This is a genomic window from Pantoea alfalfae, from assembly GCF_019880205.1.
Classification (GTDB): Bacteria; Pseudomonadota; Gammaproteobacteria; order Enterobacterales; family Enterobacteriaceae; genus Pantoea; species Pantoea alfalfae.
The window spans coordinates 3,019,568-3,042,501 of the sequence record NZ_CP082292.1 but is presented as its reverse complement, the minus strand read 5'-3'; the positions used below and the strand labels follow the sequence as shown (position 1 = coordinate 3,042,501).

Sequence of the window (22,934 nt, the reverse complement as noted above, 5' to 3'; positions counted from 1 at the left end):
TCTATCAAAGACTGAGTCTTTACGCCTGATAGTCATAAATGCCGGGAGCCAGCACCAGCTGTGCAGCTACCTCACGCGCCATCTCTTTTCCCACCAGCAGATCGATTAACTTCAGCGCAAAATCCATTGCCGTACCTGGCCCCTGGCTGGTCAGCAGATTGACGCGCGGATCCCAGACGACACGCCGCTCCATCCACTTTTCCTCCGGAATTGTCTCTTTCAGACCAGGAAAGCCAGTCATATTGCCGACCGGAAAGAGATCGTGAGGGATCAAAACCGTGCCTGAGGCTGCGCATATTGCCGCGACAATCTTCTCATTGAGGTGAAACTGACGCACCGTTTCGACTAACAGCGGACTGTCACGGAAGGTCTCAGCCCCTTTGAGGCCACCGGGCAGCACAATGGCGGCGAAATCATTGTCGGCGACTTCAACCAGCGTGACATCAGTCAGCAGACGAACACCGCGCGAGCAGACAATCTCACGGCTGCCATCGCTTTCGACGCTGGCGGTAACAACCTTCAGCCCGGCCCGAACCAGCAGGTCGATGGTGGTGACAGCTTCTGTTTCTTCACTGCCATGTGCCAGGCAAACCAGCACCGATGCGTTCGCGGTCATAATGGGACTCCTTGCGTTTTACAATGTCATACAGACGGGTATTCTCCGTGAGCACCAGGCCGTGCGTCCGGGCGCGGCGTAGCAGAAAGCCGCTGATATAGTCGATTTCGGTGAGCCGCTGGGCGCGAACGTCCTGCAGCATGGAAGAGGTATTGGCCGCAGTGCTTTCGATCACGTCGAAGATGATGTCCTGCAAACTGTCACTGGCCACGTTCTGGCCTTCACGCTCCATGACCCAGCTGATCTCTTCGCACAGCTGCGCGATCTGCTCCGGATACGCGCGCAATGCCCCGTTCTGGCACTCATACTCCACGCTGAGCGGGTTAATGACACAGTTGACGGCCAGTTTGCGCCAGCAGGCCGCCCGGATATTGTCATGCCAGGCAACGTCGGGCAGGGCAGGGTGCAGTATATCGGCGAGATCACTGTAAGCGGCACTTTTGCGGTTACCGGGACCAATGTGGGTGATGCCACTGGCGATGTGCTTGATGACGGTGCCATCACGCATCGCCGCATGCGTGGTGACGCCACGCAGGAGTGGCTGAGTCAGCCCTTTCAGTTCCTCCAGCGTGCCCATACCGTTGTGCAGCAGCAGCACCGGGCAGTTTTCTGGCAGCACACTTTCCAGATTCTTCACGGCGGGTGAGACCTGTGGCGCTTTGAGTGTGACCAGCAGCAGCTGACTTTCCGCCAGAAACAGCGGATCGTTGGCGATAAATGTGCGATTCGAAATGTTGCCCTGTGGATCAATCACATTGGCTGAGCAGTAAGGCTGCGGCACGCGCAGCCATCCCTGTACTTCATGTCCCTGGCGGGCAAGCGCTGTCAGCCAGACCTGACCCAATGCACCGCAACCTAACACGGTAATTTTCATGCTGCCTCCCGCTGGCGGGCTAGCCATCTGTTATTTACTGTCACACCTACATTATAGCGTTGTGTGCAGCCTGATTTTATTTAGCACCTTAAGACGCGTATTATGCATGTCACTTTAGCGTCAGGAGAAGAAGAGATGCCATCTTTCGATATCGTTTCAGAAGTCGATCTGCAGGAAATTCGCAATGCGGTGGAGAATGCCAACCGTGAAGTGTCTACCCGCTTCGATTTCCGCAACGTGAGCGCCGAGTTTGAGCTCAACGAAAAGAATGAAACCATCAAAATCACCAGCGAGTCCGATTTTCAGGTTAAGCAACTGGTCGATATTTTGCGAGAGAAGTTGCTGAAGCGTGGGATTGAAGGCGGTGCTTTAGAGGTGCCGGAAGAGATTGAGCACAGCGGCAAGAGCTGGGCGGTCGATGCCAAACTGAAGAAAGGCATTGAAAGCGACGTGGCGAAGAAGCTGGTGAAGCTGATCAAAGACAGCAAGCTGAAGGTGCAGACCCAGATTCAGGGTGAAGCGTTGCGTGTGACCGGTAAAGCGCGTGACGATTTGCAGGGTGCGATGGCGATCGTGCGCGGCAGCAATCTGGGCCAGCCGTTCCAGTTTAAGAACTTCCGCGATTAAGTGGGGGAGGCTGTTTTTTTGGCCTGAATGCAGTGATAAAAAACCCGGCTCAGGCCGGGTTTTTTGTTAGCACCTTGCTTATATCGCTTTGTGAGATGGATGTCGTCTGGAACATCGCGTTCAGGCTCAGGAAGCCTGTGCCTTTCGCAAAGACGCAAAAGCGCCATCCATGGCTGGCTCAGCGCGGGCCATCCCTGGCCCGCGATGCTTTGCTACAGGCACAGGCTCCCATCGCTTTAAGCTGATTAGTGGTCTGTAAGAAGGATTGTGCTGGGTGATATTTACTCAGAAATTTAAATGCGGCTGAACCTGGCAGCAACGCAAAAGCTAAGGGGCGCAGGGGACACGGTCAGAGGAGGAAAGCGTCCCGCGCCAGGACGGCGCGGGCCGAGCATGCCACGGATGGCGGCTTTTGCGTCTTTCCGATCTGAACGTGTTCCCTGAGCCAGCTCGATCCTGAAGCGAAACGAGCTGACGTTATCACTAAACTTTTTAAAGCTAGCAACTCCCCAGCAGCGCTTCCAGCTCAGGCCGGCTGGTGACCTTACTATCAATTTTGATATACGCGCTTTTCTCTTCCGGCACGATAAACACGGAGTTAACGCCTTTCTGAGCCTTCAGGCGCTGCTCCAGATTCGGCACAGCCAGTGCAGCATCACTCAGCACGATGCGCAGGCTGCTGACATAAGGCGGCTCCTGCATCGTCATGCTGACAAACAGCCAGGCTGCGGCCACCATCGCGCCCACCAGGAATACGGTCTGTGCATCGAAATGACCAAACACCCAGCCACCCATGCTGCCGCCAACAGCCACACCCAGGAACTGGCTGGTAGAATAAATCCCCATCGCCGTACCTTTGTATCCTGCAGGCGACTCTTTACTGATCAGCGAAGGCAGAATCGCTTCCATCAGGTTGAAGGCGAAGAAGAAGAGCTGAACACCCACCACCAGCGTCCAGAAGTGGCCTTCTGCACCCCAGAGCACGATCTCCGCAATCACAATCATTCCGACACAGCCGACAAAGACACGCTTCATGCGGCGCTTCACTTCGGCATAAATGATGAAGGGGACTACGCCAGCAAAAGCGATCAGCATGGTGGAGAGATAGACTTTCCAGTGTTCGGGTGCCGGGAAACCGGCCTGTTCAAACTGCCCTGGCAACGCAACAAAGCTCGACATCAGCAGGACGTGCAGGCAGAAAATACCAATATTGAGTTTCACCAGACGCGGGTTAGCCATCACTTTGCGGAAGCTGCCTTTCACCATGCCCGATTCACGGTTCAGGACATGATTGGAGGCAGATGGCACTACCAGCAGGGTAATCACGATGCCCAGCGATGCCAGGATCGCAATCATCCAGAACAACGCATGCAGACCCAATGCATGAGTCACAACCGGACCGACCACCATCGCAATCGCGAAGGTCACACCAAAACTGATGCCGATAAACGCCATCGCTTTGGTGCGGTTCTGCTCGCGGGTTAAATCGGATAACAGTGCCATCACGGCAGCGGCAATCGCGCCCGAGCCCTGTAATGCCCGGCCCAGTATAATGCCCCAGATGGAGTCGGTGCAGGCTGCGATAATACTGCCCAGAACAAACAGCAACAGTCCGCCGACGATCAACGGCTTGCGGCCGATGCGATCAGAGAGCAGACCAAAAGGAATCTGAAATATTGCCTGGGCAAGGCCATAGATGCCAATCGCCAGACCAATTAAGGTTTCACTCGCGCCCTGTAATGCCATGCCATAAGTGGTCAGTACCGGCAGGACCATAAACATTCCAAGCATTCGCAGGGAAAAGACCGTACCGAGGCCCCATGTGGCGCGCAGCTCCACCGGAGTCATTTTATTATCGTTCATTCCAACCTCTGTTAATGTGCTGCTTTTATTCTAGGGGGCGGGGCAGGGCGGGTAAAACAATAGTTTTTAAGCAGTGGTAACAAAAAGAAAGGGCGCGAAAATCGCGCCCTTTTCATGCTGTATCGGTGCCGGTTACCAGACGTAGGTCAGCAGGTCCTTCGAAGCCGGAGCCATCGAATCTACTGACATCATCACGCTCAGTGCGGTGATGGTCACGATAGAGAAGACAAACAGCTTACGCGCCCAGACACGGTCATCTGCGGTTTTATAACCCGATAATGCCATGCCCAGCCACCAGACGCTGACCGCAGCGGCCACCACCAGATATTTGTAGCCTGCGTAACCGCCCAGCGTCAGCATCAGCGTGGCAATCATAAACGCCAGGATATAGAGCGTAATATGATTCTTCGCGACGGAAATGCCTTTCACCACCGGCAGAACCGGGATGTTCGCTGCCTGGTAATCTTTAAAGCGGAAGATAGCAATCGCGTACGAATGCGGCATCTGCCACAGGCTAAAGATCGCCAGCAGGATCAACGCGCCAGCATCAAACTGGTTAGAGACCGCGCAGTAGCCGATAACTGGCGGCGCAGCACCTGACAGACTGCCAATCAGCGTTCCGTAAACGGAATTACGCTTCATGTACAGGCTGTAGATGCCCACGTACACCACGAAGCCCATCACCGCCAGCCACATGGCCAGCGGATTAGCACCGAAGTAGAGCAACGCAAAGCCAGCAATACCCAGCACAGTGGCATAAACCAGGCTTACTTTCGCGGAGATAAGGCCTTTTACCAGCACCCGATTCCTGGTTCTCTCCATCTTGATGTCGATGTCGCGGTCAATCACGTTGTTGAAAACACAACCCGATGCAACCACCAGTGACACGCCCACCAGGGTGATGAGAAACAGGGCGTAATCCGTGTTGCCTTTGGAGGCCAACAGGAATCCGCCGATCACAGAAATTAAATTCCCGAAAATAATTCCTGGTTTTGTAACTTGCAGGTATTGCTTAAACATTACGCGTGACTCTTTAGTGAGGCATCATGTTGTAGTTGAGGTTCCACATGATCCACAGTGAGCCTACTACGACAATCAGGATGATGATGGCCGAGAAAACAATGGCTACCATGTTCCAGCCACCCTCAGATTTGCTGTCTAAGTGCAGGAAGTACACCAGGTGAACCAGCACCTGAATGACCGCACACACCAGAACAACACCGAGGATAGTACCGTGAGATGCACTGCCATCCATTACCATCCAGAACGGGATCGCCGTCAGAATGATAGAGAGGATGAAGCCGATCATGTAGGACTTCACGCTACCGTGTGAAGCGCCATGTTCGTTAACAGAATGACTCATTACATGGCTCCCATCAGGTAAACAACGGTGAAGACGCAAATCCAGACCACGTCCAGGAAGTGCCAGAACAGGCTCAGACACATGATACGGGTACGGTTAGTCGCGTTCAGGCCACGTTTGGAAATCTGGAACATCAGGACCAGCATCCAGATCAGACCGGAGGTCACGTGCAGACCGTGGGTACCGACCAGCGTAAAGAAGCCAGACAGGAAGCCACTGCGATCCGGACCAAAGCCTTCAGCAATCAGGTGATGGAATTCATAGATTTCCATCCCGATGAAGCCCAGACCGAACAGGAAGGTCAGCGCCAGCCAGCCGATAACGGCACCTTTTTGCTCCTTGTTCATGGAGATAACAGCCATGCCGTAAGTGATCGAACTCAACAGCAGCAGGGCGGTTTCTACCAGAACAAACGGCAGCTCAAAGATATCTTTACCTGCCGGGCCACCGGCAGTGTTGTTGACCATGACGGCATAGGTCGCAAACAGGGTTGCGAAGATAATGCAGTCACTCATCAGGTAGATCCAGAAGCCAAAGACTTTATTGGCTCCTGCATCGTGATGCCCATGCTCCGCATGGGCGTCGTGGTGATGTTTAATCAGAGTTTCAGTTGACATTATTTCAGACCTGCTTTGCTGATTTCGTCAAAGTGCTGGTTCTCAATCTTCTGAACTTCGGCAACCGGAACGTAGTAATCCACGTCTTCGTCGAAGCTCTTCACGATCCAGGTAACGATCATGCCGAGGAATGAAAGACCCGCCATCCACCAGATATGCCAGATCAGCGCAAAGCCCATCACAGTAGCGAATGCACAGATGACGATTGCCGCACCGCTGTTTTTCGGCATATGAATCTCTTCATACGATGCCGGCTGCTTATACGCTTCGCCTTTCTCTTTCATTTCCCAGAACGCATCACGCTCGTGGACATGTGGGATCACAGCAAAGTTATAGAACGGTGGTGGTGAAGAGGTTGCCCACTCCAGCGTACGACCGCCCCACGGGTCACCTGTCACATCACGGTTCTGGTCGCGGTCACGTACCGAGACGTAGAACATGGTCAGCTGACACAGGATACCCAGCGCAATCAGACCCGCACCAACCGCAGCAACCACCAGCAGAGGATGGAACTGTGGATCGATATCCTGGCTCAGACGACGGGTCATACCCATGAAGCCCAGTGCGTACAGCGGCATAAAGGCAACGAAGAAGCCAATGATCCAGAACCAGAATGCGCGCTTACCCCAGGTTTCGTTCAGGGTGAAGCCGAATGCTTTCGGGAACCAGTAGGTCACGCCCGCCATACAACCGAAGACTACACCGCCGATGATTACGTTGTGGAAGTGTGCAATCAGGAACAGGCTGTTGTGCAGAATGAAGTCAGCGCCCGGAACGGCCAGCAGTACGCCGGTCATACCCCCTACAGAGAAGGTTACCAGGAAGCCAACGGTCCACAGCATGGCAGAGTGCATCTGAATGCGGCCCTGATACATGGTGAACAGCCAGTTAAAGATTTTAACCCCGGTCGGAATCGCGATGATCATCGTCATAATACCGAAGAAGGCGTTAACGTTGGCACCCGCACCCATGGTGAAGAAGTGGTGCAACCAGACGATGAACGACAGCACGGTAATGGCGATGGTCGCCCACACCAGTGAGGTATAACCAAACAGACGTTTTTTGGAGAAGGTCGCGGTAATTTCTGCGAACACACCAAACACCGGCAGTACCAGGATATACACTTCCGGATGGCCCCAGACCCAGATCAGGTTGACATACATCATCATGTTGCCGCCCATTTCATTGGTGAAGAAATGGAAGCCGAGATAACGATCAAGGGTCAACAGCGCCAGGGTCACGGTCAGAACCGGGAACGCAGCGATGATCAGGACGTTGGTGCACAGCGCAGTCCAGGTAAATACCGGCATTTTGAACAGGCTCATGCCCGGTGCGCGCATCTTCAGAATGGTCACAAAGAAGTTAATACCGGTCAAGGTCGTACCAATACCTGAAAGCTGAAGGCTCCAGATCCAGTAATCGACCCCGACGCCGGGACTATACTCCGCGCCGGAAAGCGGCGGATAAGCCAGCCAGCCGGTCTGTGCGAACTCGCCCACACCCAGAGACAGGTTAACCAGGATCACACCGACCGCGGTAAACCAGAAACTCAGGTTGTTCAGGAAGGGGAACGCAACGTCACGTGCACCAATCTGCAACGGAACGGCGATGTTCATCAGGCCAACCACGAAAGGCATCGCCACGAAGAAGATCATAATCACGCCGTGCGCGGTAAAGATCTGGTCGTAGTGGTGCGGTGGCAGGATGCCCGCTTCACCGGCCGAAGCCATCACCTGCTGGGTACGCATCATAATGGCATCAGCGAAACCACGAATCAGCATGACGAACGCCATGATGATATACATGATACCCAGACGTTTGTGGTCAACTGACGTCAGCCATTCAGACCACAGGTATTTCCACTTACCAAAATAGGTAAGCGCAGCGACCAGCGCAGCACCACCTATCAGGATAGCGGCAACCGTAACCATGATAATCGGCTCATGGTACGGCACTGCATCAAGTGTTAATTTTCCTAACATCGTATTATTCCTCGGCTCCCGCGGAAGCGGCGTGACTCATGTCCATACCTTCATGCTGTGGCATGTCCATTTTCCCGTGGCTCATCTTGAACTTGTCGATGACTTGCATGAACAGTTTCGGATCAGCTGAAGAGAAATATTCCACCGGATGATTTTCGCTTGGCACAGCCACTTTCTCGAAATCTTCCATGGTGGTCAGCGTGTTAGGGGCTGCTTTAACTTTAGCCACCCACTGCTGGAATTCCGCATCGTCTTTGGTTGCAATGGCTTTAAACTTCATGCCAGAGAAACCACGACCACTAAAGTTCGCAGAGATACCGTCGAACGTGCCTGGCTCATTCGCAATCAGATGCAGTTTGGTCTGCATACCCGCCATCGCATAAATCTGGCTGCCGAGTGTTGGAATGAAGAAAGAGTTCATGACGGAGTTAGAGGTGATTTTGAAGTTCACCGGAGTATTTGCCGGGAAGGCAATCTGGTTCACAGTCGCAATACCCTGTTCCGGGTAAATGAACAACCATTTCCAGTCCAGTGCAACCACATCGATCTCAACCGGTTTCACATCAGATTGCAGCGGTTTGCTGGGCTCCAGTGCGTGGGTTGATTTCCAGGTCAGTACGCTGAGGAAGAGAATGATCAGGATCGGAATGGTCCAGACCACGGCTTCCACTTTGTTAGAGTGTGACCAGTTAGGGCTGTACTTCGCATTCGTGTTGGACGCCCGATACTTCCAGGCAAACACCACGGCCATCAGGACTGCGGGAATCACGACGATCAACATCAGGCCAAAGGCAGTCAGTATCAGCGAACGTTGCTCCAGTGCAATCTGTCCTTTGGGATTTAACAATGCACTATCGCAGCCACTCATTAATAAAGTGCCTGCAATTAATGACAAAATCCCCAAACTTTTATTGTATTTACTGAGTCTCATTTAACGACCTCAATGACAAAGGGCTCTATTGTCGTTTAAGTGTGCGCGCATTTTACGGGAAGGTTTATGCAGTGTAAACCAGCTTAAGGATGTGTCAGATACGTGTTGACACCTTTTGCTAAGGGTGTCACAGATGTTGCGCCAGGTGACAAATAATTAACGCAGACAAGCAGTTGGCATCAATATAACAAAAACCAATGGAAGTAACCGTAAAAAAATCAGGGAAAGGAATAACCCTTACTTTTAACTCCCAAATATTTAACAAGTCTGCATCATTTGCGCGATGAAATTTAACTAAAGTAATTGCTAACCGGTTTTTAGTATTTCCGCTACGCCTCCTCAGGATCTATTCTTATTTTTTAAAAATAACACGCGATGATAAATGACGGCGACTTATCCGGATGTCAAAAAATAAGCCGCACCCCGTTAACCTATCGATTTCACTTAAGCATCTGACGCGGGCAACACCGGCGTTCTCTTCAGTGCCCGATAGTCCAGCAAGACCCCGGCAAACACCGCCAGCAGGGAGAGGCTCATGCCCAGCTCAAACAGGCGGGTCAGCAGCGGTGCCAGCGCAGTCAGCCCCAGTGCATTCAGTGCCAGCACGACCAGCCAGATAGCCAGCACGCCGCAGCCAGCTGCAAACAGACGATTAGTCCAGCGATAGCCATGAGGATAGTAGCTACGTGTGAGGAAATTGCCACTCTGCTCGACCTGATTCAATGTTTGCCGGCAAAAAGCCAGCAGCACCAGGCCTGGCAGACCCGCCATCACCGTGAAAGCATAGAATGTCGGCCAGCCCCAGAGTTCCACCAGCCAGCCCGCCGCCGGGCCGACATAGACCCGGCCGACTGCGGAGAGCGCCGATAACAGGGCAAACTGGGTGGCTGAGAACGACTTATTGCACAGCGTCATTAACAATGCGACAAAGGCCGCGGTGCCCATGCCGCCGCAGAGGTTTTCGACAAAGACTGCACTGGCCATGCTCCACAACTGTTTGTCGGTCACTGCCAGCAGCCAGTAACCAAAGTTCGAGACAGCCTGCAGCAGACCGAAAATCATTAGCGCCCGGAACAGGCTCAGACGCTGCATCAGTACGCCGCCATAAAGCGCGCCGATAATGGTCGCCAGCAGACCCAGCGTCTTATTGACCAGGCCGACGTCACCGGCATTGAACCCGACGCCGCGGATCAGAAAGGTAGTCGTCAGTGAGGCGGCAAAGGCATCGCCCAGCTTGTAGAGAATAATCAGCGTAATGAGTAGCCAGGCGTTGTTGCGCTGAAAGAAATCCTTGAGCGGATCGACAACTGCCTGTCGCAGTGAATGCGGGGTGGAAGTCCGTGTGTCCGGCTCGCTCGCCATCAGTGTGGCAATAATGCCCGGCACCATCATCAGCGCCATCAACCAGTAGGTCGCCTGCCAGCCCAGATAACGGTCAGCCAGCCACAAGGCCAGCCCGCCTGAAATCAGCATCGCCAGCCGATAGCCCAGCACGGTAATGGCTGCGCCGCTGCCGCGCTCTTCAGGTGGCAGAATATCCGTTTTCCAGGCGTCAAAAACGATGTCCTGGGAGGCGGAGCAGAAAGCGATCAGCACTGCCAGCGCCGCCATCAGGGTCAGATCGCGTTCTGGCTGCAGAAATCCCATCGCGACAATCCCGCCTGCCAGCGCCAACTGACTCAGCAGTAACCAGCCGCGACGCCGGCCCAGAAACGGCGGCGTATAGCGGTCCATCATCGGCGACCAGAGAAATTTAAAGACATAGGCCTGGCCGACCAGTGAAAAGAAGCCGATGGTTTTCAGATCAACATTTTCCACCGTCATCCACGCCTGCAACGTGCCCGAAGTCAGTGCCAGCGGCAGTCCGGAAGCAAAACCAAGTAGCAGTAGTACGGCGGCATTTTTCTGGCTGAAGAGGCGAAGATAGTGGTTCATGCGGATCCTGCAGATAACAAAAAGCCCTGCACGAGGCAGGGCAGAGGTGAGACGATATTAACGGGCGTTCTGCTTGATGAAGTCGTTAACGCTGGTGTCCTGTGCCATATCCGCAATCACATCGCTCATGGTGGCGTTCACCGCGTCAGTAATCTTCTGGTTATTGGCGTTGAATGCGCCTTCTACGCTGTAAGTCTGGCGGTAGTTTTTAACCTGCTTGTTGCCATTTTTCGCGGTCGCAATAATAGAGATGTCCGCTTTGGTAGTGATGCTGTAGCGCACATTGCCCTGCGTCACGTCAGCGTAGAGATTGTTAACCACAATCTGCAGATCGACCGCGCCATCAGGACCAATCATATAACCACGTGCGGTCATCTGCTTCTCCAGCACTTCCTGCAGCAGGAAACGGAGATCGCGCGAAGGCGTCAGGGTCACTAACTGACCATCACGGTTAACTTTTGCCAGCGCCTGATCTTTACGCTGGTCGGCACCGTTGATGCTCACGGTCACGCCCATCAGGCCGGGATCCTGCTGCGGCAGCTGAATTTTAGGCTGGATAGTGAGGGTATTATTGCTGGTTGCACAGCCGGCTAAAATGAACGCAGCCAACAGTGGGAATAACAGTTTTTTCAACATACTTTTTCTCGTTGGTGTCAGGGGGTTGGTTTGCAAAAACTGCGGCCATCATAGCATTGCCCGGCAGTGAAAAAAGCCCTGTTGCGGGTGAAATTGTCTCTGAAACCGTTTTAAGCCCCTTCTCTGACAGGCAGGTTTGCTGATGGTTTCGACTGCGTTATGATGCACACCAGAAGCGGGCTGACATAAAATGCAATATTTAGCGTCCGCCGGCGGGTAAGCGCACTAAAAGCGACTAAGATTGAATGAGATGGGGCACCGCGCTCGCCATTGAGGAGTAATAGCCATGATCCGCGAACAAATAGAAGAAAAGCTGCGTGTGGCGTTTCAGCCAGCTCATCTGGAAGTGCATGACGAAAGTTACCGGCACAACGTGCCTGCCGGATCGGAAAGTCACTTCAAAGTGGTGATTGTCAGCGACTGCTTTGCAGGCCAGCGCTTCCTGGCGCGTCATCGTCTGATTTATAGCGAACTGGCGGCTGAATTAGCGGGCAGTGTCCATGCCTTAGCCCTGCATACTTACACCCTGAAAGAGTGGGAAGGGTTGCAGGATACCGTTCTGGCTTCGCCTAACTGTCGTGGTGCCGGTAGTCTCGCCTGATCTCCCTCCTCTGAAACGGCCTGCTGGCCGTTTTTTCTGTGATTTAGCGAAAAACGCGATCCCTGGCTCAAAAAAGCAGCAAACCTGCTGAAAAGTGGTGAGTTAGCGTCCTCGACTCATTCCAGCGATGCCGCTATAATGCTGCGTCTATTTTTCCGGAATGTCTTCGGGACGCTTCTGGTAACAGGGATCAGGTTCTCTTCACGGAAGCCGTCCCGGTTGTTGGATACGGCGCATTTCACTATGTGTGGTGTCTGAAGTTGACCGAGCACGTGATTTTTTGAGGTAACAAGATGCAAGTTTCTGTAGAGACCACTCAGGGCCTGGGCCGTCGCATTACGATTACTGTTGCAGCTGACAGCATCGAAAGCGCAGTAAAAAAAGAACTGGTTGACGTTGCCAGGAAAGTTCGCATCGATGGTTTCCGTAAAGGCAAAGTGCCGATGAACATCGTGGCGCAGCGTTACGGCGCTTCTGTCCGTCAGGACGTGCTGGGCGAGCTGATGACGCGCAACTTTGTTGACGCCATCATCAAAGAAAAAATTAATCCGGCTGGCGCACCAAACTATGTGCCGGGCGAATACAAAGAAGGTCAGGATTTCACCTACGCGGTTGAATTCGAAGTCTATCCGGAAGTTGAGCTGAAAGGCCTGGAAAACATCGAAGTCGAAAAACCTGTCGTTGAAGTAACTGATGCTGATGTTGATGCCATGCTGGATACTCTGCGCAAGCAGCAGGCCAACTGGATCGAAAGCGACGCAGCTGCAGGCCCGGAAGATCGTGCAACTATCGATTTCAACGGTTCTGTTGACGGTGAAGAGTTCGAAGGCGGCAAAGCCACTGATTTCGTTCTGGCCATGGGCCAGGGCCGCATGATCCCAGGCTTTGAAGAAGGCGTTGTGGGTCACAAAGCGGGCGAAACGTTCACTATCGACGTGAAATTCCCGGACGACTACCACGCAGAAACCCTGAAAGGGAAAGATGCGAAGTTCGAGATCGTGCTGAAGAAAGTTGAAACGCGTGAGCTGCCAGAGCTGACTGAAGAGTTCATCAAACGTTTCGGCGTTGAAGATGGTTCTGTAGCCGGTCTGCGTACTGAAGTGCGTAAGAACATGGATCGCGAGCTGAAAGGCGCTATCCGTAACCGCATCAAAACTCAGGCGATCGACGGCCTGGTTGAAGCGAACGAAATCGACGTGCCAGCTGCGCTGGTTGACAGCGAAATCGATGTTCTGCGTCGTCAGGCTGCACAGCGTTTCGGTGGCAACGAACAGCAGGCGCTGGAACTGCCACGCGAACTGTTTGAAGAGCAGGCTAAACGCCGTGTTGTTGTCGGTCTGCTGCTGGGCGAAGTGATTCGTACCCACGAGCTGAAAGCTGACGAAGCGCGCGTGAACACCATGATCGAAGAGATGGCTTCTGCGTATGAAGATCCGAAAGAAGTCATCGAGTTCTACAGCAAGAATAACGAGCTGATGAACAATATGCGCAACGTCGCGCTGGAAGAGCAAGCGGTTGAAGCGGTCCTGGCGAAAGCTAAAGTGACCGAGAAAGAGACCAACTTCCAGGATCTGATGAATCAGACCGCTCAGGCCTGATCACGCAGTTAACCGTCTGTGCTAAGCCCGTGACTGAAAAGTCGCGGGCTTTTTTGTATTTTGCGTACAGAACGCGACTCTTCGCCGCTATTTGCTTAATTAATCGGCAAATTATTCACGCATCGCTTTTTCCGGGTTAGCGAACAGGGAAAAGATTGTTATGCTTGAAACATGCGTGCAGCATCCCCAGATAGTGGGAGTATGCAGAAATGAGAGTGAGGCTGGCTGATTAACCGTCCTGAAGGTGTCGGAAAAGGTGCGACGTGGAGTTTCCCGAGCGTCTTACGTAGAATCGGTACAGAATGTTGCCAATGAAATTTATCCAGGAGACGGTAATGTCATACAGTGGCGATCGTGAATATACTGCACCGCACAATGCGCTGGTGCCAATGGTGGTTGAACAAACTTCGCGTGGTGAGCGTTCTTACGACATCTACTCCCGTCTGCTGAAAGAGCGCGTCATTTTTCTGACCGGTCAGGTTGAAGACCACATGGCTAATCTGATCGTGGCGCAGATGCTGTTTCTGGAAGCTGAGAACCCGGAAAAAGATATCTATCTCTACATCAACTCGCCAGGCGGTGTGATCACGGCCGGTATGTCGATTTACGACACCATGAAATTTATCAAACCGGATGTCAGCACCATCTGTATGGGACAGGCCTGTTCAATGGGGGCGTTTCTGCTGACAGCGGGCACTAAAGGGAAGCGTTTCTGTCTGCCAAACTCGCGCGTGATGATCCACCAGCCGCTGGGCGGCTATCAGGGCCAGGCGTCAGACATTGAAATCCATGCGCGTGAAATCCTTAAAGTTAAACAGCGCATGAATGAGCTGATGGCTGAGCATACCGGTAAAACGCTGGAAGAAATTGAGCGTGATACCGAGCGTGATCGTTTCCTCTCTGCAAATGAAGCGGTAGAGTATGGATTAGTCGATTCAATTCTGACGCATCGCCAATAAGACCCCGACTTACCGTTGTCACTGGTCTATAGTTAACAGGACAACGGTACTATTTATGGGTTGAATGAATTTCGGCCGTCCCTGTACGGCCTGAGCCGTACGCGGGTATGGCCTGAGAACAAGAAGAGGTTAACTGATGACAGATAAGCGCAAAGACGGTTCAGGAAAGTTGCTGTACTGCTCTTTTTGCGGCAAAAGCCAGCATGAAGTGCGTAAGCTGATTGCCGGGCCGTCAGTGTATATCTGCGATGAGTGTGTTGACCTGTGCAACGACATCATTCGCGAAGAGATTAAAGAAGTTGCCCCGCATCGTGAACGCAGTGCGTTGCCAACCCCACATGAAATTCGCCATCACCTCGATGATTATGTTATCGGTCAGGAAAGAGCGAAGAAAGTGCTGGCGGTTGCGGTTTACAACCACTACAAGCGTTTGCGTAACGGTGATACCAGCAATGGCATCGAACTGGGCAAAAGTAACATTCTGCTGATTGGCCCGACCGGTAGTGGTAAAACGCTGCTGGCAGAAACGCTGGCGCGCCTGCTGGATGTGCCATTCACTATGGCTGACGCCACCACGCTGACTGAAGCCGGTTACGTGGGTGAAGACGTTGAAAACATCATCCAGAAACTGCTGCAGAAATGTGATTACGACGTACAGAAAGCACAGCGCGGCATCGTTTATATCGATGAAATCGATAAAATCTCACGCAAGTCTGATAACCCGTCGATTACCCGTGACGTGTCAGGCGAAGGTGTACAGCAGGCTCTGCTTAAACTGATTGAAGGCACCGTGGCTGCCGTTCCGCCGCAGGGTGGACGTAAGCATCCGCAACAGGAATTCTTGCAGGTTGATACCTCGAAAATTCTGTTTATCTGCGGCGGCGCATTCGCCGGCCTGGACAAAGTGATCTCCCAGCGCGTGGAAACCGGATCTGGTATTGGTTTTGGTGCCACCGTGAAAGGGAAGTCACAGAAAGCCAGCGAAGGTGAACTGCTTTCACAGTGTGAACCTGAAGATTTGATCAAGTTTGGTCTGATCCCTGAGTTCATCGGTCGTCTGCCTGTGGTCGCGACCCTGAGCGAGCTGAGCGAAGAAGCGCTGATTCAGATTCTGCGTGAGCCGAAAAACGCTCTGACCAAACAGTACCAGGCGCTGTTTAACCTGGAAGGGGTTGAACTGGAGTTCCGTGACGAGGCATTAACCGCTATCGCGAAGAAAGCGATGTCACGTAAAACCGGTGCTCGTGGTCTGCGTTCTATTGTTGAAGGTGCGCTGCTGGAAACCATGTATGACCTGCCTTCCATGGATGACGTGGAAAAAGTAGTGATTGATGAATCAGTTATTGAAGGTCAGTCTGAGCCCATGTTGATCTACGGCAAGCATGAAGCGCAGGCATCTGGCGAATAATTAAACAGATCGTCCATGTTGTTCAATTAAAAAAGGGGAAAATGTTTCCCCTTTTGCTTTTCTCGCCTCTGTGACGTTGAATGTCGGACAATCATCCCCATATACTCAGATACCTGTGGGTTTAACTGCATACCTGCCTGATGCGGTTCCCATCACCTGGCGGACATTAAACAAAGAGAGAGCTCTATGAATCCTGAGCGTTCTGAACGCATTGAAATCCCCGTGTTGCCGCTGCGCGACGTGGTGGTTTATCCGCACATGGTAATTCCGTTGTTTGTTGGCCGGGAAAAATCAATTCGGTGCCTTGAAGCCGCAATGGATCATGATAAAAAAATCATGCTGGTCGCACAGAAAGAGGCTTCAACGGATGAACCTGGCATTAACGATCTCTTTTCAGTAGGGACCGTTGCATCAGTATTGCAAATGCTGAAACTGCCGGATGGCACTGTCAAAGTTTTGGTAGAAGGTTTACAGCGCGCCCATATTACGACGCTGGCCGACAACGGTGACCATTTTGTTGCACAAGCTGAATATCTGGTTTCGCCAGAGATTGAAGAGCGCGAGCAGGAAGTGCTGGTGCGTACGGCGATCAATCAGTTTGAAGGCTACATCAAACTCAATAAAAAGATCCCACCCGAGGTTTTAACCTCACTGAATAACATTGACGATGCGGCCCGCCTTGCTGACACCGTTGCAGCGCATATGCCACTGAAACTGGCAGACAAACAGTCTGTGCTGGAGATGTCCGACGTTAATGAGCGTCTGGAATATCTGATGGCGATGATGGAATCTGAAATCGATCTGCTGCAGGTTGAGAAGCGCATTCGCAACCGTGTTAAGAAGCAGATGGAGAAGAGCCAGCGCGAGTATTATCTGAATGAGCAGATGAAGGCGATTCAGAAAGAGCTCGGTGAGATGGACGACGCGCCTGACGAGTACGAAGCGTTAAAACGCAAAATCGACGCGGCAAAAATGCCGGAAGAAGCGCGTGAAAAAGCAGAAGCTGAGCTACAGAAGCTGAAAATGATGTCCCCGATGTCCGCTGAAGCGACCGTGGTTCGCGGCTACATCGACTGGATGGTGCAGGTTCCGTGGAACGCGCGCAGCAAAGTGAAGAAAGATCTGCGTAAAGCGCAGGAGACGCTGGACACTGACCATTACGGCCTGGAGCGCGTGAAGGATCGTATTCTTGAGTATCTTGCGGTTCAGAGTCGTGTCAGCAAAATCAAAGGGCCGATTCTGTGCCTGGTCGGACCGCCAGGGGTAGGTAAAACGTCCCTCGGTCAGTCGATCGCCAAAGCGACCGGACGTAAATATGTGCGTATGGCGCTGGGTGGCGTGCGTGATGAAGCGGAAATCCGTGGTCACCGTCGTACTTACATCGGCTCTATGCCGGGTAAACTCATCCAGAAAATGGCGAAAGTCGGGGTTAAGAACCCGCTGTTCCTGCTGGATGAGATCGACAAAATGTCTTCGGACATGCGCGGCGATCCTGCTTCAGCGCTGCTGGAAGTGCTTGATCCTGAGCAGAACATTGCGTTCAACGACCACTATCTGGAAGTCGACTATGACCTCTCTGATGTCATGTTCGTGGCAACGTCGAACTCAATGAACATCCCGGCACCGCTGCTGGACCGTATGGAAGTGATTCGTCTGTCGGGTTATACCGAAGATGAGAAACTAAACATCGCTAAGCAGCATCTGCTGACCAAGCAGATTGAGCGCAACGCGCTGAAAGCCAGTGAAATTACGGTTGAAGATAGCGCGATTGTCGGCATTATCCGTTACTACACCCGTGAAGCTGGCGTGCGTAGTCTTGAGCGTGAGCTGTCGAAATTGTGCCGTAAAGCGGTGAAATCACTGCTGATGGACAAGACGAAAAAGCACATCACCATCAACGGTGAAAACCTCAAGGACTTCCTGGGCGTACAGCGCTTCGACTACGGCCGTGCTGACAGTGAAAACCGTGTGGGTCAGGTCACTGGCCTGGCGTGGACGGAAGTGGGCGGCGATCTGCTGACCATCGAAACTGCGTGTGTACCGGGTAAAGGCAAGCTGACTTACACCGGCTCCCTGGGTGAAGTGATGCAGGAGTCGATTCAGGCTGCGCTGACCGTGGTGCGTGCCCGTGCCGAGAAACTGGGCATTAATGGTGACTTCTACGAAAAACGTGATATTCACGTTCACGTGCCAGAAGGCGCCACACCGAAAGATGGCCCGAGTGCCGGTATCGCAATGTGTACCGCGCTGGTCTCTTGTCTGACCGGTAACCCGGTGCGTGCGGATGTCGCTATGACCGGTGAAATCACCCTGCGTGGTCAGGTTCTGCCGATTGGCGGTCTGAAAGAGAAACTGCTGGCAGCACACCGTGGTGGCATTAAAACCGTGCTGATCCCGGACGACAACAAGCGTGATCTGGAAGAGATTCCACAGAACGTGATTGCCGATCTGGAGATCCATCCGGTGAAACGCATTGAAGAGGTGCTGAATCTGGCACTGGAAAATGCGCCTTACGGCATGCAGGTCGCAACAGCAAAATAGTGATTAACGGCATAAACCGTTAAAAAGCGGAGCTGGCAAGGCAATTGGCGCTTGCCAGCTTTTTTTTGTGCCGCTAATTTAGGTGGCTGTCGATGCGACGTTCTCAGAGAAATTCCGTTGTTTCGGCTCCACAGGCTTGATATAACTTGCTGCGCGTTCGTACCCGGCCGGAAGCCCGGTACGATGTGAAATAATAAAAGAGGGGATGAAGAGAGTGAATAAGTCACAATTGATCGACAAAATTGCTGCCGATGCTGATATTTCTAAAGCTGCAGCAGGACGTGTTTTAGATGCATTTATGGGCTCAGTTTCAGATGCGCTGAAAGAGGGTGATGAAGTGGCTCTGGTGGGTTTCGGCACATTCTCTGTGCGTGACCGCGCTGCACGTACCGGCCGCAATCCGCAAACCGGTAAAGAAATCACCATCCCGGCTGGTAAAGTACCGGGTTTCCGTGCTGGTAAAGCATTGAAAGACGCTGTCAATTAATAACAACGAATAGATTCATTGACGCATTTTCTTCAGTGGATTAGAGGACGATTAACCCGTTCTCATGTAACATACGGGCACATCAATGAGATGTGCCTTTTTTGTTTTAACCGGTGAGAATCGGGTCGTAAGATGGACCTGGACCGTATTGAGACTGCCAGCCAAGCCAGCAGTTACGTGAGTCGCCAGCCAGTGGCGAGTTGCGACCGAGCTTTACATTCACACTACAGCGGAGCGTTGCCATACCATGATGGACAATTTACGCGCGGCGTCGAACCATGTCGTGCTCAAGATTATTCTGGGACTGATTATCGTCTCTTTTGTGCTGACAGGCGTTGGCAACTATCTGATTGGCGGCAATAACGACTATGCGGCCAAAGTTAACGGTCAGGAGATTAGCCGGGGACAGCTGGAGCAGGCTTTCAACAGTGAACGCAGTCGTCAGCAGCAGATGCTGGGTGACCAGTTCTCGCAGCTGGCCAGCAACGATGGCTTCATGCAGCAGATGCGTCAGCAGGCACTGTCTCAGTTAATCGACCAGGCACTGCTCGACAGCTACATCAAAGATCTCCACCTCAGCATCAGTGACGATCAGGTTAAGCAGGCTATCTTCAATCAGCAGGCTTTCCAGACCAACGGCAAATTCGATAATGCTAAATATCTGGCGCTGATCGGCAACATGGGTTTCAGTGCCGACCAGTATGCTGAAGCGCTGCGTAAGCAACTCTCCAATCAGCAGCTGATCAATGCCGTGGCCAACACAGACTTCACGCTGAAAGGCGAAGCCAGCAAACTGGTGGATCTGGTTTCACAGCAACGTGATATTCGTCAGGCGACGCTGGACGTCAATGCCCTGATGGCGAAACAAACCGTCACCGACGACGAAATCAGTCAGTATTATCAGCAGCATAAAACCAGCTTTATGGCACCGGAGCAGTTCCGTGTCAGCTACATCCTGATGGATGCTGCCAGCATGCAGCAGGATGCCAGCGAAGCGGATATTCAGGCCTGGTACGACCAGCATAAAGCGGACTATTCGCAGCCACAGCGTACGCGCTACAGCGTCATTCAGACCAAAACTGAAGCCGATGCCAATGCGGTACTGGCTCAGCTGAAGGGGGGCGCTAACTTCGCGGATGTGGCGAAAGCCAAATCCATCGACCCAATCTCTGCGCGTAAGGGCGGTGATATGGGCTGGCTGGAACCGTCAACGACCCCTGATGAGCTGAAAAATGCCGGTCTGACGGAGAAAGGCCAGATGTCAGGCGTGATTAAATCTTCAGTGGGCTTCCTGGTGGTTCGTCTCGACGATATTCAGCCAGAGCAGGTTAAGCCACTGGATGACGTTCGCAGCGCTGTTGCCGCGAAAGTGAAGCAGGAGAAGGGCGTTGATGCCTTCTACAAACTGCAGCAAAAAGTCAGTGAAGCGGCCAGCAATGACAATGAGTCACTGGCGGGTGCCGAGCAGACTTCGGGTCTGAAAGCGAAAGAGACCGGCTGGTTCAGTCAGGACACGCTGCCAGACGCGCTTAACTTTGATGCTGTGAAGCAGGCAATCTTTAACGGCGGTCTGGTGGGTCAGAACGGTGCACCGGGCAACAACTCCGACATTATTACCGTCGACGGCGATCGTGCCTTTGTGCTGCGTATCAGCGAGCACAAACCGGAAGCGGTAAAACCGCTGGAGCAGGTTAAGGCGCAGATTACGGATACGCTTAAGCATGACAAAGCGACACAGCAGGCGAAAGCACAGGCCGATAAACTGCTGACCGATCTCAAAGCGGGCAAGCTGGAAGCACTGACAGCAGCAGGCCTGACACTGAGCGCCAGCAAAACCGTTGACCGGAATGCGCAGGATCCGGTGGCACAGGCCGCCTTTAATCTGCCTCAGCCTGCTGACAATAAGCCTTCATGGGGTGTCAGCGAAGATATGCAGGGTAATGTGGTGCTGGTGGCGGTAGATAAAGTTAAAACCGGCAGCATGCCACAGGCGCAGATTGACGAAATGGTTAAGGGCGTCACGCAGAACAATGCGCAGCTGACGTTTGAAGCCTTACTGCAAAACCTCCGTAAAGAGGCGAAAATCAAGTACGGCGCTGCCGCACAAATGCAGTAAGCCTCGCAAAAACTACGCAACCACTGTAACAATCAAAGGCCGCATTCGCGGCCTTTTCCATTTCTGAAATCCCGCTTTTGAGCCTTGTGCGGTGTAGTGCCACTCTGTCACTGCTGTTTACACACAAGGAGAAACACAGCATGGCTAAACATAAACTTGTTGCCTTTTATCTCTCACTCGCACTGGGCGGTACACTCTGTCACGGCAGCGTCTCTGCGGCACCTGAACCTGCCAGTCCGGCTGTGTCGCAGAACGCACATCCTGCACCGAAGCCGGAGACAGCCGCGCAGCTGCAGCCAAAGCAGGAACAGGTCAGCATCAATGAAGCGACAGCGGAACAGCTCTCTGCTGCTATGAATGGTGTGGGGCTGAAGAAAGCGCAGGCGATTGTGAACTATCGCGAACAGTACGGACCCTTTAGCGCGATTCAGCAACTCAGTGAAGTACCGGGTATCGGTAACGCGCTGATAGAGCGAAATGCGTCCCGGCTGAAATTGTGAGGCAGTACACATCTGTGATGCTTAACCCACGCTAATCAGGTGACTCTGCTAAAGTGAACAGGTCCAACCAGTTAACTTACAGTAGCAGGAGAGCATGATCATGCAGACCACCATAAAAGTGCGTGGCTATCATCTGGATGTCTATCAGCACGTCAACAATGCGCGCTATCTTGAGTTTCTTGAGGAGGCGCGCTGGCAATGGCTGGAAGAGGTTGAAGCGTTCCACTGGTTGCTGGAACAGAAACTGGCTTTTGTGGTGGTCAATATCAACATTAACTACCGTCGCCCGGCCGTGCTGGGCGACGTACTGGCTATCGACAGTGAGATTACGCAGTTAAATGGCAAAAGCGGCATTATTGCCCAGCGGGTGTTGCTGGCAGGTCAGGAGACCGTGGTGGCGGATGCCGCACTCACGTTTGTCTGTATTGATTTGCGGACCCAAAAGGCGGTTGCGCTGGAAGGGGAGTTACGTGAGCGGCTGATGCGTCTGATGGCATGAGCTGATAAAAAGCGGCAAACCTGACTGCTTTGCCGCCATGTCATACCGTCTTAGTTAAGGCCGCTTTTAGCTTTCATGGCAGACATTACGCCCGCCCGATCGCTGAGATAACCCTGCAGGCCATTGGCCCGTAAATGACAGGCAGCACACTCACCACATCCGTCGCCTTTTACGCCGTTATAGCAGGTCAGCGTCTGCTCGCGTACCAGCGAAAGTTGCTGCCAGTAATCTGCCAGCGCCCAGGTTTCCGCTTTATTGAGCCACATCAGCGGCGTCTCAAAACGCACCTCGCGAGCCATGCCAAGCGACACCGCATGGTTCAGCGCTTTGACAAACTCATCGCGGCAGTCGGGATAGCCGGAAAAATCGGTTTCGCAGACGCCGGTGATGACCGCTTCCGCTTCGACCTGATACGCGTAAACTGAGGCCAGCGTCAGAAAGAGAATATTGCGTCCTGGTACAAACGTACTGGGTAATCCACTGGCCTCAGGATTATAAGCCGGCACCGGAATGTTATCCCGCGTCAGGCTGCTGACAGCGAGTTCGTTCAGCATGGTCACGTCCAGCACTTTATGTGCGCGCGCACCCAGTGTCATCGCCAGATCGCGGGCGACATCGATCTCTTCCCGGTGGCGTTGTCCATAGTCGAAAGTGACACAGTGAACTTCATCATAAAGCTGTACAGCCTGAATCAGGCAGGTAGTGGAGTCTTGTCCACCGCTGAAAACTACAACCGCGCGTTTCATGGTGTTTCCCTGATAATTAATTTTGCGCTTATGGT

21 protein-coding genes are annotated in these 22,934 nt (G+C 52.8%); 10 read left to right on the top strand and 11 right to left on the bottom strand.

Annotation, left to right across the window (positions count from 1 at the left end):
• Positions 1-19: 19 nt before the first annotated feature.
• Both yajL and panE read right to left on the bottom strand, forming a co-directional pair.
• The gene (gene yajL / locus K6R05_RS14375) at positions 20-616 is read right to left on the bottom strand and encodes a protein deglycase YajL (protein ID WP_161735249.1); all 597 of its coding nucleotides are present in this window, start codon (positions 614-616) and stop codon (positions 20-22) included.
• Complete coding sequence (panE, locus tag K6R05_RS14370; RefSeq protein WP_033731754.1) at positions 570-1,490, bottom strand: 2-dehydropantoate 2-reductase; 921 nt, start codon at positions 1,488-1,490, stop codon at positions 570-572. The genes yajL and panE overlap by 47 nt, the downstream gene beginning before the upstream one ends.
• A gap of 135 nt (positions 1,491-1,625) precedes the next feature.
• Between panE and K6R05_RS14365 the strand changes: the two genes are divergently transcribed.
• A complete protein-coding gene (locus K6R05_RS14365) occupies positions 1,626-2,117 on the top strand; it encodes a YajQ family cyclic di-GMP-binding protein (protein ID WP_003852530.1) in 492 nt (163 codons plus the stop codon).
• Positions 2,118-2,615: 498 nt separating this feature from the next.
• Here the strand turns inward: K6R05_RS14365 and K6R05_RS14360 are convergent, their stop codons facing one another.
• From K6R05_RS14360 to K6R05_RS14325, 8 genes are all read right to left on the bottom strand, one after another.
• Positions 2,616-3,980 carry an MFS transporter gene (locus tag K6R05_RS14360; RefSeq protein ID WP_222924431.1) on the bottom strand — a complete coding sequence of 455 codons (1,365 nt, stop codon included), beginning with the start codon at positions 3,978-3,980 and terminating at the stop codon, positions 2,616-2,618.
• A gap of 132 nt (positions 3,981-4,112) precedes the next feature.
• Positions 4,113-5,000 carry a heme o synthase gene (gene cyoE, locus K6R05_RS14355; protein WP_010255394.1) on the bottom strand — a complete coding sequence of 296 codons (888 nt, stop codon included), beginning with the start codon at positions 4,998-5,000 and terminating at the stop codon, positions 4,113-4,115.
• Positions 5,001-5,013: 13 nt separating this feature from the next.
• The gene (locus K6R05_RS14350) at positions 5,014-5,343 is read right to left on the bottom strand and encodes a cytochrome o ubiquinol oxidase subunit IV (protein ID WP_008924889.1); all 330 of its coding nucleotides are present in this window, start codon (positions 5,341-5,343) and stop codon (positions 5,014-5,016) included.
• Positions 5,343-5,960, bottom strand: coding sequence for a cytochrome o ubiquinol oxidase subunit III (locus K6R05_RS14345; RefSeq protein ID WP_009091720.1), 618 nt, complete (start codon positions 5,958-5,960; stop codon positions 5,343-5,345). The genes K6R05_RS14350 and K6R05_RS14345 overlap by 1 nt, the downstream gene beginning before the upstream one ends.
• Positions 5,960-7,942, bottom strand: coding sequence for a cytochrome o ubiquinol oxidase subunit I (gene cyoB, locus K6R05_RS14340; protein WP_013356988.1), 1,983 nt, complete (start codon positions 7,940-7,942; stop codon positions 5,960-5,962). Before cyoB ends, K6R05_RS14345 begins: the two co-directional genes overlap by 1 nt.
• Positions 7,943-7,946: 4 nt before the next feature.
• Positions 7,947-8,873 carry a cytochrome o ubiquinol oxidase subunit II gene (gene cyoA / locus K6R05_RS14335; protein WP_150037820.1) on the bottom strand — a complete coding sequence of 309 codons (927 nt, stop codon included), beginning with the start codon at positions 8,871-8,873 and terminating at the stop codon, positions 7,947-7,949.
• A 444-nt stretch (positions 8,874-9,317) separates the two neighbouring features.
• Positions 9,318-10,808, bottom strand: a complete 1,491-nt coding sequence (ampG, locus tag K6R05_RS14330; RefSeq protein ID WP_222924429.1) for a muropeptide MFS transporter AmpG — start codon at positions 10,806-10,808, stop codon at positions 9,318-9,320.
• A 57-nt stretch (positions 10,809-10,865) separates the two neighbouring features.
• On the bottom strand, positions 10,866-11,444 hold the full coding sequence (locus K6R05_RS14325) for a lipoprotein (protein WP_161736019.1): 579 nt from the start codon (positions 11,442-11,444) through the stop codon (positions 10,866-10,868).
• Between the two features lie 286 nt (positions 11,445-11,730).
• Here K6R05_RS14325 and bolA point away from each other — a divergent pair, with 286 nt between their 5' ends.
• The 9 genes from bolA to K6R05_RS14280 all read left to right on the top strand — a co-directional run bounded on the left by bolA (position 11,731) and on the right by K6R05_RS14280 (position 22,153).
• Complete coding sequence (gene bolA, locus K6R05_RS14320; RefSeq protein ID WP_033731761.1) at positions 11,731-12,045, top strand: transcriptional regulator BolA; 315 nt, start codon at positions 11,731-11,733, stop codon at positions 12,043-12,045.
• Positions 12,046-12,338: 293 nt separating this feature from the next.
• On the top strand, positions 12,339-13,643 hold the full coding sequence (gene tig / locus K6R05_RS14315; RefSeq protein WP_161736020.1) for a trigger factor: 1,305 nt from the start codon (positions 12,339-12,341) through the stop codon (positions 13,641-13,643).
• A 335-nt stretch (positions 13,644-13,978) separates the two neighbouring features.
• Positions 13,979-14,602 carry an ATP-dependent Clp endopeptidase proteolytic subunit ClpP gene (gene clpP, locus K6R05_RS14310; protein ID WP_010255410.1) on the top strand — a complete coding sequence of 208 codons (624 nt, stop codon included), beginning with the start codon at positions 13,979-13,981 and terminating at the stop codon, positions 14,600-14,602.
• 136 nt (positions 14,603-14,738) lie between these two features.
• Complete coding sequence (gene clpX / locus K6R05_RS14305; RefSeq protein ID WP_003850494.1) at positions 14,739-16,010, top strand: ATP-dependent protease ATP-binding subunit ClpX; 1,272 nt, start codon at positions 14,739-14,741, stop codon at positions 16,008-16,010.
• Positions 16,011-16,196: 186 nt separating this feature from the next.
• On the top strand, positions 16,197-18,551 hold the full coding sequence (gene lon, locus K6R05_RS14300; RefSeq protein ID WP_003850493.1) for an endopeptidase La: 2,355 nt from the start codon (positions 16,197-16,199) through the stop codon (positions 18,549-18,551).
• Between the two features lie 214 nt (positions 18,552-18,765).
• Positions 18,766-19,038, top strand: a complete 273-nt coding sequence (hupB, locus tag K6R05_RS14295) for a nucleoid-associated protein HU-beta (protein ID WP_033731763.1) — start codon at positions 18,766-18,768, stop codon at positions 19,036-19,038.
• 247 nt (positions 19,039-19,285) lie between these two features.
• The gene (gene ppiD, locus K6R05_RS14290) at positions 19,286-21,154 is read left to right on the top strand and encodes a peptidylprolyl isomerase (RefSeq protein ID WP_222924428.1); all 1,869 of its coding nucleotides are present in this window, start codon (positions 19,286-19,288) and stop codon (positions 21,152-21,154) included.
• Between the two features lie 140 nt (positions 21,155-21,294).
• On the top strand, positions 21,295-21,654 hold the full coding sequence (locus tag K6R05_RS14285) for a helix-hairpin-helix domain-containing protein (RefSeq protein ID WP_161736023.1): 360 nt from the start codon (positions 21,295-21,297) through the stop codon (positions 21,652-21,654).
• A gap of 100 nt (positions 21,655-21,754) precedes the next feature.
• Positions 21,755-22,153: a YbgC/FadM family acyl-CoA thioesterase gene (locus K6R05_RS14280; protein WP_150013161.1), complete on the top strand. Its 399-nt coding sequence runs from the start codon at positions 21,755-21,757 to the stop codon at positions 22,151-22,153.
• A 50-nt stretch (positions 22,154-22,203) separates the two neighbouring features.
• Here K6R05_RS14280 and queC read toward each other — a convergent pair whose 3' ends face one another.
• On the bottom strand, positions 22,204-22,899 hold the full coding sequence (gene queC / locus K6R05_RS14275) for a 7-cyano-7-deazaguanine synthase QueC (protein ID WP_161736024.1): 696 nt from the start codon (positions 22,897-22,899) through the stop codon (positions 22,204-22,206).
• Positions 22,900-22,934 lie beyond the last annotated feature (35 nt).